Source organism: Paenibacillus sp. FSL P4-0113, assembly GCF_038009305.1.
Lineage (GTDB): Bacteria > Bacillota > Bacilli > Paenibacillales > Paenibacillaceae > Paenibacillus > Paenibacillus polymyxa_D.
Window position 1 is genome coordinate 2074807 of the sequence record NZ_JBBPAZ010000001.1, and the last position, 11568, is coordinate 2086374.

Genomic DNA, 11568 nt, shown 5'->3' on the forward strand with positions numbered 1-11568 from the left:
GCACGATCATGGCGTAACGTGACGATATCGTACACACTCTGTATATTAAGTCGCACATATATTAAGACTGTGAATCCCGCCAGCGCTGGTTTTGCCTGATTTTTGACTCATTCCCCTGCTCAGTAGCCTGATAGAAGGTTTGGTCTGCTATCGCATCGGGCAAATATTGCTGCTTCACATAATGATTCGGATAATTATGTGGATATTGGTAGCCTACATGACCGAGCTTTTCCGAGCCTTTGTAGTGTGCGTCACGCAAATGGAGTGGCACCTCAGCCGATTTGATATCGTCCATAGCCAACATGGCCCGTGAAATCGCCGTATATACAGCATTCGATTTGGGGCTTTCCACAGCGAACAAAATAGCCTGTGCAATGTTCAGCTTGGCCTCGGGCCAGCCGTTATTGCGATAGGCTTCAAGCGCACTCACCGCTTGCACCATTGCCTGCGGGTTCGCCAGACCAATGTCCTCGCTGCTTGCCGCGATGAGGCGGCGGATAAAGGTCATCGGGTCCATACCGAGTTTTTCTACGGCGTACAGGAACCAGAACAGCGCGGCATCGCTGGAGCCGCGAATGCTTTTGTGGAAGGCCGACAACACATCATACTGCGTGGATTCATCTGCTTTGACAATCGGGCGGCGAATGGATTCCTCAGCGACTTCCAGTGTCACGTGAATCGTGCCGTCTGCCAGCGGAGGCGTTGTGAGCGCCGCCAGTTCCAGCGCGTTTAAAGCGCGGCGGATATCGCCGTTCGCCATGGAAGCGATGTGAGCCAGTGCAGCTTCATCGACCTGGAGCTGCATGTAGCCAAGCCCTTTGTCCGCATCGCTTAAGGCGCGGCGCATAGCAGCCAGCGAATGTTCCTGCGTTAGCGCTTCAAGCTGGAACAACGTAGAACGGCTCATTAAAGCGCCGTTGACGTAGTGAAAGGGATTTTCAGTCGTGGCGCCAATAAACACGATCGTGCCCTTTTCCACCGCAGGCAGCAGTGCATCCTGACGTGAACTGTTAAAACGATGTACCTCATCGAGAAACAGAATGGTTTTTTTGCCATACATCGATTTATTCGTCTGTGCAAGATCAATGACTTCTCTTACGTCTTTCACAGATGCTTCTACAGCATTCAGACGTACAAAATCGCCTTGCGTGTGTTGCGAGATGATATGTGCCAGCGTTGTTTTGCCGCATCCCGGTGGTCCGTACAACAAAATTGAAGAAACCTGATCTGCCTCTATGGCTCTTCGCAGCAGCTTACCTGGACCCACAACATGCTCCTGTCCAATATATTCATCCAGTGAAGTCGGACGCAAGCGATCCGCAAGCAACCGATTGCTTGGCGTTGACTCTTGGGAATATGAAAATAAGTCCATTTCTTTCACTTCCTTATGATTTATGAACGAACACTTTCTTTTATCTTTGAAAACATACTATATTTAGGTTCGCTCATACGGTTGAAAAACATGAAAATTCAAGTCATCTATAATTCTGATACGGTGTAAACCGACTCTTATTCTACCATATCCGTTAACAAGTTGCAGATAGCATGGTCATGGCACAGCTGTAGGTCTTCAAGTCAGTCGCCCATAAAAAAGAAAGAACAGCCTTAGACGAAAGATGATTTCGTGGCTGTTCTTCGACTGGCATGATTTCATAATTTCATCACTAAGATAAACAGTAAACAAAAAGGAATACAACAACTCAGGCGGTACTTTACAACGCTTTTTCTGTTTACTTCGTCTGTGCCTGTACGTAACTAGGAAGTGAGCCATCATGCAATAGCCACAACTCATGCAGCGCACGGGTACATCCTACATACAGCAGCTTGGCATCCCATGCCCGTTCTCCATAATGCTCATGGTCGGCATCCGCCACAATAACTGCATCGAACTCCAGACCTTTGGATAGGTATACAGGCAGTACTGACAAACCGCCTTCATATTGCTTTTTACCACCGTCAATCAAATTCACATCCATCCCCGCACTTGTGAAAACCTCATGCAGTTCCACAGCCTCTTTTAAGGTACGTGTCAGCACAGATACAGTACGATACTCCCTGGAGGACAGCTCTTTTAGAGCGGTGAGCAAACTCTGCTCACGCACCGATGAGTCGTAAGATATAGTGCGCACCGGATCGCCACTACGAAATACTGGAACTGCCGTAATACCGCCGCGAACTCCCTGCTCCAAAATCGTGTTTGCAAATTCTATAATTTCCAAGGTTGATCTATAGCTTCGCGTAAGCGCAAAATACCCGGTATGTTCCGGTGCAAAAAGAGAACTCATTTCCTCCCACGCATGTACGCCACGGTATTCATGAATGCCCTGCGATAAATCGCCCAGTATAGTAAAGGAATGTCCTTTGACGAACAAATCCAGCAATGCGATATGAAAAGGTGAAAAATCCTGCGCTTCATCAATGACCACATGGTCAAAACGTTGAGATGATTCTACCTCATGAATCAGCACGTGGAGATACACTAACGCAGTCAGATCTTCTTCACGGATAATCTGTTTTCGCAGATCCGACTGTGTAGCCTTAAAAATAGCAGTCGGCAGAGAAGCCTTCATCTCCGCAGCCGTATCTGCGGGTAACCCTTTAGCTGCTTGAAAAAGCTGCTTGTAGAGCGTCAGTGCGTCGTATTGTGGCCATTTTTTAGCATATGCCTTTTCCCGTGCCCCTGCCTTTTTTTTGCGTTCCTTGAGTGCTGCCGCCGAAGGCGACTTTTTCAGCTCCATTTCAATCCAGCGGTGCACTCTTGCCAGCACACGCTCCTTCCGCTTCGCGAGCGGATAAGGCTTATACTCCTCATTAAACCAATTCAAAATCTCAGCTCGCGGCAGCATCGCTCCATCCCATGGTGAAAAATCCTCCTCGGGAACGGAAATGGGCTCCAGTCGTTCAACAAAAGCTTGAAGTAACTCCATAAAGTGAACTGAACCCTTGAATCTTCCCGGCGCCTCATCCATGGATTCCTCTCTCAGACTGCCACTCTCAAACCAATAAGATAATGTTTCGGCAGGATCAGCCAAAGGTAAATCCAAACCCAACAAGTCCAGCGCCCAGTCTGCAAATGTACTTTGCTGAATATCTCCGACCCCCAGCTCAGGAAGTACATCTGAAATATAGTCGAGAAACATATGGTTCGGTGCGAAAATGACCATTTTGTCCGCTGATACCTGATCCTTGTATTGATACAGTAAAAATGCGAGACGATGCAGCGCTACCGTCGTCTTGCCACTACCCGCTACCCCCTGAATAACGAGGGCAGTATTTTTAGCCGCGCGGATGATCTGATCCTGCTCCGCCTGAATGGTAGATACGATATCCCGTAAACGGTTATCCTTGTTTTCACCCAAACGATAAACGAGAAACTCATCGGAAACGGCCGGCTCGTCGCTTTCACGATTATACGTATCGGCTACCCGTTCCAGAATTCTTTTCCGAATGACAACGTTGCGCTTCAGATAGACCAAACCCTCAATAGTTCCCTCAGGAGCTTCATAGGACGCGGTTTCTTCACCACCTGTAAATGAATAAAATAAGCTGGCAATCGGTGCACGCCAATCAATCACCAGCGGATACGCTGACGTTTCTTCACGCTCTACTCCAATTTTACCGATATAAAGCGGCTTCCGCTGCCCTCTGCCACGCTCGTCAAAATCCATACGCCCAAAATAAGGCTCCTGCGAGCTTTTAGCCAAAGCCTGACGTTTTTCCTCCCGTGCAGATTCCAGCACTTGCTCTGTAAAATCATGCCCAGTGTATACTGGCGTATTGCGAAGCCGTTCCAATCTCCGATCAATTTCCTCCATAGCAAGCGACAGCCTGTGCTGTTCTTCTTGATAGGCACTTTGAAACTCATTCTCCATTTCAGTTACCTCCTAAGAATATCAAGTCTCGATTTCTGCATCATCCACTTGCTCCGACACAAAAAAAGGAAAGTAAGCGTAACACATTTAACCATAAAAATCCAACCTTATTTCTAATCCCCCTATTTCCCTACTCTTTCACAAAAGTATGGAGCTTTTCGGCACCAGCGAAGCGGGTGATTTGAATCCGAAGAAGCGGAGCGATCGGAGGATCAAGTCACACGCGAAGCGGCCTCTAATACTCCATACTTCTCTCCCCCATCTCCACAAACTGCTTTTGAGCCAGCTCACGGTACACCTGATGGGACTCTAATAACTCTGTATGAGTTCCTGCACCGGTCACCTTGCCCTTGTCCAACACGATAATCTGGTCGGAGTGAACCACCGTAGACAAACGATGAGCAATGACAATCGTCGTGCGTCCTTCCATCAAGTTCGCTAGGGCCTTCTGTACCTCATGCTCAGATGAGCTATCCAGACTAGATGTAGCCTCATCCAGCATGAGGATGTCAGGGCTACGAAGAAGCGCACGCGCAATAGCGATCCGTTGACGCTGGCCTCCGGACAGCTTCATTCCCCGTTCTCCCACCTCAGTGTTGTAGCCTTGAGGTAGATCCATAATAAATGTATCCGCATACGCCATCGTAGCTGCTCGTCTCACTTCTTCCAAGTCAGCTTCGCGCCCCAAGCCATATGTAATGTTATCTCTGACCGTTCCGGTCATCATTGAGCTTTCCTGCGATACATAACCAATTTTGGAGCGCCAAGAGGAAAGTGTATATGACGATATCGGTTCGTCTCCATAACGAATTTCCCCTGTATCTGGCACATAAAAGCGCTCTAGCAATGAAAATAAGGTGGATTTCCCACTCCCGCTCGGACCCACGAATGCTGTCGTCCGGTTAGCCGGAATGACCAAGTTTGCATTATGAAGAACCTCTTCACCTTCGGTATAGGAAAAGACAACATCACGAAGTATAATATCTCTGCTCTCTTTTGCCGCTTCCTGCTTCAACTCGAGCGGTTCCTCTTCATGATCTAAAATCGTCTGAATCCGTTCAGTAGCCCCAACCACCTTTTGCAGACGTGAATACAGAGTCGTGAATTGTGCCATCGGTGTGATCACCTGAAATAGCAGCAAAATAAATGCCACCAAATCCCCCGCGGTCAGCACACCCGATGCAACGCGAACACCACCAACCCCCAATATAATGACCAGTACTGCAGTCAACAAGAAGGTAGAAATTGGACCTACAAGGGCCAGGATACGTGACTCTTGCAAACCGAAGCGGAACATCCGGTAAATACGATCCTCACCAGCCTGAGCCTCTCTGCTTTCGGTTCCGTAGGCCTTCACCAGTCTGATTTCGCCGATAACCTGACTTAACACTGAGGTCAGATCTGCCATCTCATCCTGCTGTTTTTTGGAGATGCGGTACATTTTTCTGCCTACCGGAAATAAAATTAGAGCTGTTAGCGGAACAATAGCCATAATAATGAGCGTCATCACCCAATCCAGATAAAATAACAATGCAATACCACCAATAATTGCAATCACATTAGAAATCAAATTGACTAGATACTCCGTAATTAAGTTCATAATCAGGCTTGTATCATTAGTGACGCGACTCATCGTATCTCCTGACCGATTTCTATCAAAGTAAGGTATAGGTAGAGATAAGATTTTATGCCATAAGCGTTTGCGCAAATTAGCCACAATCTTATGCCCAGCATAGTTCAACATATAGATAGAAACTGCCGAAGCCACCGCTTGAATCACAAAAGCGCCAAGCAGACCAACAATGACCATACGGTTTAGTGAAGAAAAGGTCAAGCCATCAATCAACCCTTTAGTCATCATGGGTACGATTAAACCAGCCATGGTCTGAATCAGGGTCAGAATCAGGGCGATGATCAGAATGGCTTTGGGCGGATGCGCACTCGCAATCAATTTGATAAACCGCCCCATGCCAGCCTTATCCGGTCTTTTACCCGGCTTTTCCTTCATCCGGTCCTCCTGCTCTTCTTGGTGTATATGATGTTCTTTTTCCATATACCATCAACCTCGCTTCCTGTCTGACCATTCTTGTTCAAACAACAACACCCGCGCTCTGCGCGGGTATGAACAGTACAATCTATCTTCGAGTTTACTACACCAGAGAATGAAGCACAAAATTTGCCACAAACAGTACAGATATGATATATAATGCGATAGGTACTTCCTTGCCCCGTCCTGCTGCCAGCTTGGCTACGGGGTATGCAATAAAACCAAATGCCATTCCGTCTACGATACTATAAGTAAAGGGCATCATCACCATGATCAGAAATGCAGGAAACGCTTCAGTAAAATCACTGAAATCCATCTCTCGCACATTTTGCACCATTAGCCCCCCAATGATGATCAACACGGGTGCAATGGCACTATCAGGAATATAAGCCAACAGTGGAATAAAGAAAAACGTCGCCCCGAATAAAATAGCAGTTACCAGCGGTGTCATTCCCGAGCGTCCCCCTGCTGCAATACCAGCCGTCGATTCCGCAGCGGCTACCGCCGGACTGCTGCCCAAAATACCGGCAAAGATATTGGTCACAGCCAACACACGCAAGCTGTTTTTAAATAAATCCGGTCTACCAATCATGTTGGTTTGTGCAGTAATCATACCAATATTCTCGAATAGCACAATGAGTAGGAGCAAAAAGACAGCGATCCAGAAAGCTACCGAGACAATGCCTGAAAAGGAAAGCTCTCCAAACAATTGCCCATACTGTCGCACCGTTTCAGAGGTTCGTACCGTGCTTGTAGGCTCTACAGCTCCCAGTATATAAGCAAGCCCAGTTCCCGCCAAAATACTAATTAGTAAACCTCCCTGAACGTTACGCACAAACAATACAATAGCGAGCAGCAACGTTACACAAGCCGTAATTACCTTGGGATCATTAAAATGGCCAATAGCCACAAAAGTCGTCTGATGAGCAATCACGATGCCGCTTTTTTGCAAACCGATAAAGGTTAAAAACAAACCAATGCCTACCGTAATTCCGTGCTGCAAATTATGGGGAATCGCTTGGCTAATCAGCTTGTACAATGATGTAAAGGCCACAATGGCGAATATCACCCCTGTGACGGCAACTACCATCAACGCTTCCTGCCAGCTCAGCTTCATGGAATGTACCAGCGTATAAGTGAAAAAGGCATTAATTCCCATCCCCGGTACAACGACCATTGGAGATTTCCCACCAAAAGCCATCAGTAGACAGCCGATCATCGATGTCAGCAGTGTCCCGAGCATCGCCCCTTGGAGGGGAATCCCGGCATCTGACAAAATAGTCGCATTAACCATAACAATGTATACCACGGAAAAATAAGAAATGGCCCCAGCGGCTAATTCCTTTTTCCAATGATGCTCGGGCTTGTAACCGAGACTTCTGGACCATAGTCCATCCTTCATACCAAAACCCTCCAGCAAGTTGTTCAATCTGTTTACAGTAAGCTGCACTTTTTCAAAACAAAAAAGAGCTGTAGCAACTGTGACACAAAGGATGTGATGCACAGAACTACAGGTCTTAAAGTGAATACATACTGCTGTAAATCTAACGAATGCACTGCCATGCTATTTTTACAACTTACACACCAGCGTGTTCTAATAAATCCTTCACGGCTACACTAACCATGATCAGTCCTGCTACCGGAGGTACAAATGCATTGCTTGCAGGCGGCTGCTTCGCTTTCCGGATTTCAGGTGCGTTGGCAGGTACAATTTTTTTTGTAATTTCTTCACGTGGCTTCTTTGGTTCCTCATCGGAGAATACAACCTTGACGCCTTTGGTAATGCCTTCCTTACGCAACTTGGTGCGGATGACACGGGCAATCGGGTCCATTCTGGTTTGGGAAATATCCGCTACTTGAAAACGACTTGGATCCATTTTATTCGCAGCGCCCATACTGGAGATCAGCGGAATCCCCCGTTTCAGGCATTCCTTAATCAAATGAATTTTGTAAATAATCGTATCTGAAGCATCCAGCACATAATCCAGTTCGTACTTAAATAACTCCTCATACGTTTCTTCCGTATAAAACATGTTCAGTGCAATCGCTTCACATTCAGGATTAATCAGCTTCACACGCTCTACCATCAGATCCGCCTTTTTTTGACCTACCGTCGTTGTCAACGCATGTATTTGGCGATTAATATTGGTGATATCTACAACATCTTTATCAATCAAAATGATACGTCCAACACCTGTGCGCGCCAGTGCTTCCACTGCAATCGAACCGACACCGCCGATACCCAGCACGGCCACCGTGCTATTTTTCATAACCTCAAGACCTTCAGTTCCGATAGCCAGTTCCGTTCGTGAAAATTGATGCAACAATATGGTATATCCTCCCTCACTGATTTAAACTCTATACTTGAACTCCAGCATACAAACCACGAACCCATTATCCATAAAAGGGTAACGGGTTCACGGCATTCTATAATCTATCCACAAGCCACTCGGTGCACTTGCAAAGACAAACGTTCATCTTAAGCTTTAGGAGTAACAGGTTTCGGGGCAAGACGGATGTGAAGCTGTTCCAATTGAGCTTGATCCACTTCGCTTGGCGCATCCATAAGCAGGTCTGTCGCGCTAGCTGTTTTCGGGAATGCAATGGTTTCACGCAGGTTTGTACGACCTGCAAGCAGCATCACAAGACGGTCAAAACCGAAGGCAATACCACCATGTGGAGGCGTACCATATTCAAATGCATCCAGCAGGTAACCGAATTTATCCTTCACTTCCTCAGGCGGCAGGTTGAGCGCTTTGAACATTTTCTCCTGAACTTCACGCTTGAAAATACGCATCGAGCCACCACCCACTTCGTAGCCGTTCAGCACGATATCGTAGGCCTGAGCACGAACTTGACCTGGATCTGTGTCCAAGAGGGCCAGGTCTTCTTCCTTCGGACGAGTGAACGGATGGTGCTCCGCTACATAACGTTTTTGTTCTTCATCATAGCCCAGAAGCGGGAAGTCTACGACCCAGGCAAATTTGAATTTGTTATCGTCGATGAGGCCCAAATGACGGCCAATTTTCAGACGAAGTGCGCCCAATACATCAGCAACTACTTTTTTATTATCCGCAGAGAAGAGTAACAGATCGCCTTCTTCAGCTCCCGTACGCTCTTTCAAGGCTTCGATTTCTTCCGGTGTGAAGAATTTAACGATAGGCCCCTTGAATTCGCCTTCTTTCACTTGGATCCAAGCCAAGCCCTTTGCTCCATAACGTGCTGCAAAAGGACCCAGGTCATCAATGTCCTTACGGCTCCACGTGCCACATCCTTTGGCATTGAGAACTTTAACTTCCCCGCCCTTTTCAATTACTGAAGCAAATACTTTCACACCACTGGTTGCCACGATATCATTGACATTAATCAACTCCAGACCAAAACGCAGGTCAGGCTTGTCTGATCCGTATTTATCCATTGCTTCTGCATGTGTAATTCGTTGGAACGGTGTTTCCAGTTCTACTCCAACGGTTTCTTTGAACAATTTCACCATAAGACGCTCCATCATAGGCAGCAAATCATCCTGTTGCATGAAGGAGGTCTCAATGTCGACCTGCGTAAATTCAGGCTGACGGTCAGCACGCAAATCTTCATCACGGAAACAACGTGCAATTTGGTAGTAGCGCTCCACGCCACCAACCATCAGCAATTGCTTGTACAGTTGTGGAGATTGCGGCAAGGCGAAAAACTCACCTTCATGTACCCGGCTAGGTACCAGATAATCACGGGCGCCCTCTGGGGAACTTTTTGTCAAAATCGGTGTTTCCACCTCAATGAAATCCTCACCGTCCAGGAAATCACGGAATACTTTTGCTGCTTTGGAACGCAGCTTCAAGGTCTGATGCATTTCCGGACGACGCAAGTCCAGATAACGGTATTTCAAACGCAGTGACTCGTCTACTTCCACGCCATCTTCAATGAAGAACGGAGGTGTTTTGGATGCATTCAATACTTCGATTTCAGTGACACGCACTTCAATTTCACCTGTAGGCAGGTTCGGGTTAATCGTTTCTGCATCCCGTTTGACAATGGTACCAGTAACCTCAAGCACATACTCACTACGAACACGGTCCGCAATTTGCAGTGCGTCACCGGAATATGCCGGATTAAATACGATTTGTACAATTCCGCTACGGTCACGCAGGTCTATAAAAAGTACGCCCCCCAAATCACGACGGGTTTGTACCCAACCGTTCAATGTAACTGTTTCTCCGATATGCGCATGAGTCAATGCGCCGCATTGATGACTCCTTTTCATAATACACACTCCTGTTTATATTTAGTAGTTAATGCTATATGACAGCCAGAGGGAGACTCCCCCTGACTGATGTTACACATCTTCTTTATCCTAGTTCTTCCACCAGCTGATCCAGCTTAACAGTGCGCTGCACGCCCGTTTCCATGTTTTTCAGTGCAATTTCACCTTGAACCAGCTCATCTTCACCCAGAATCGCAGTATACCTTGCTTTAAAGCGATCGGCTGATTTCATCTGCGCCTTCATTTTACGACCCAGATAATCTCGTTCTGCGGAAAATCCAGCTTGACGCAATTTGAATAGTTGTTTGGTTACTTCCGTTTCTGCCGCCTCACCCAACGCCACCATATAGATATCTAACGGCTTGGATTCGTTCAGTTTGACACCTTGATGCTCCAAAATCAGCTGGATTCGCTCTAGTCCAATGCCAAAACCAATCCCTGGCTGATCCGGTCCGCCCAGATCTCCAACCAATCCGTTGTAGCGGCCGCCTCCACCGATCGTGTCTATGGCACCAATTCCTTCAGCTTTGAATTCGAACGCTGTCAACGTATAATAATCCAACCCCCGTACCAAACGCGGGTTAACTGTATATTCCACACCCATGGCATCCAAATTTTGCTTCACTTTCTCAAAATGTATGCGAGATTCCTCGTCCAAGCTATCCAAAATCGAAGGTGCACCTCCAAATTTGTCCTGGTCATCTTTGCTATCCAGCACTCGCAGCGGATTACGCTCAATGCGTGCTTGGCTCTCCTTGGTCAACGTATCCTTAATTGGCATCAAGAAGTCCACCAGATGCTGCCGATAAGCTGCGCGACTGGCTGCATTACCGACGGAGTTAATCTCCACCTGTACTCCTTTCAGACCCAGTTCACGGCAGAATTGATACCCGAAAGCAATAACTTCTGCATCCAGTGCCGGATCGACCGCCCCAAATGCCTCAATTCCAAATTGGTGAAACTGGCGCTGACGCCCAGCCTGTGGACGCTCATAACGGAACATCGGACCGATATAATACAGCTTAGTTACATCCGGCTCCCCGTATAGTTTGTTCTCCACATAGGAGCGGACAACCCCTGCTGTTCCTTCCGGACGCAAAGTCATGCTGCGCTTCCCTTTATCCTCAAAAGTATACATTTCCTTTTCCACTACATCCGTCGTTTCACCCACACCTCGAACGAACAAATTCGTTTGTTCGAACATTGGTGTACGAATCTCTCGATAATTAAAGCGGCGGCTAATCTCACGGGCTTTTTCCTCGACCACTTGCCATTTTTCTACACTGCCCGGCAGCAAATCCTGTGTTCCCGTCGGTTTTTGAAAGGCCATTAACGTATCCCCCCATCGTTGTATTTCATATTGTGCTCTTTCTTCTTGCTCCACTTTCAAT

At 47.1% G+C, this 11568-nt stretch carries 7 protein-coding genes; all 7 read right to left on the reverse strand.

From position 1 onward, the window contains the following. Positions 1 to 61 precede the first annotated feature (61 nt). Positions 62 to 1372 (reverse strand): replication-associated recombination protein A, encoded by a 1311-nt coding sequence (locus MKX46_RS08705; protein ID WP_029515734.1) that lies wholly within the window; start codon positions 1370 to 1372, stop codon positions 62 to 64. Positions 1373 to 1730: 358 nt separating this feature from the next. Continuing rightward, complete coding sequence (locus MKX46_RS08710) at positions 1731 to 3872, reverse strand: HelD family protein (RefSeq protein ID WP_318627539.1); 2142 nt, start codon at positions 3870 to 3872, stop codon at positions 1731 to 1733. A 235-nt stretch (positions 3873 to 4107) separates the two neighbouring features. After that, positions 4108 to 5925: an ABC transporter ATP-binding protein gene (locus tag MKX46_RS08715; protein WP_029515736.1), complete on the reverse strand. Its 1818-nt coding sequence runs from the start codon at positions 5923 to 5925 to the stop codon at positions 4108 to 4110. 97 nt (positions 5926 to 6022) lie between these two features. Further along, on the reverse strand, positions 6023 to 7321 hold the full coding sequence (locus MKX46_RS08720) for an NCS2 family permease (RefSeq protein WP_029515737.1): 1299 nt from the start codon (positions 7319 to 7321) through the stop codon (positions 6023 to 6025). Positions 7322 to 7496: 175 nt separating this feature from the next. Continuing rightward, a complete protein-coding gene (locus tag MKX46_RS08725; RefSeq protein WP_029515738.1) occupies positions 7497 to 8246 on the reverse strand; it encodes a tRNA threonylcarbamoyladenosine dehydratase in 750 nt (249 codons plus the stop codon). Between the two features lie 152 nt (positions 8247 to 8398). Continuing rightward, a complete protein-coding gene (aspS, locus tag MKX46_RS08730; RefSeq protein WP_029515739.1) occupies positions 8399 to 10177 on the reverse strand; it encodes an aspartate--tRNA ligase in 1779 nt (592 codons plus the stop codon). A gap of 85 nt (positions 10178 to 10262) precedes the next feature. Further along, positions 10263 to 11507 carry a histidine--tRNA ligase gene (gene hisS / locus MKX46_RS08735; protein ID WP_029515740.1) on the reverse strand — a complete coding sequence of 415 codons (1245 nt, stop codon included), beginning with the start codon at positions 11505 to 11507 and terminating at the stop codon, positions 10263 to 10265. Positions 11508 to 11568 lie beyond the last annotated feature (61 nt).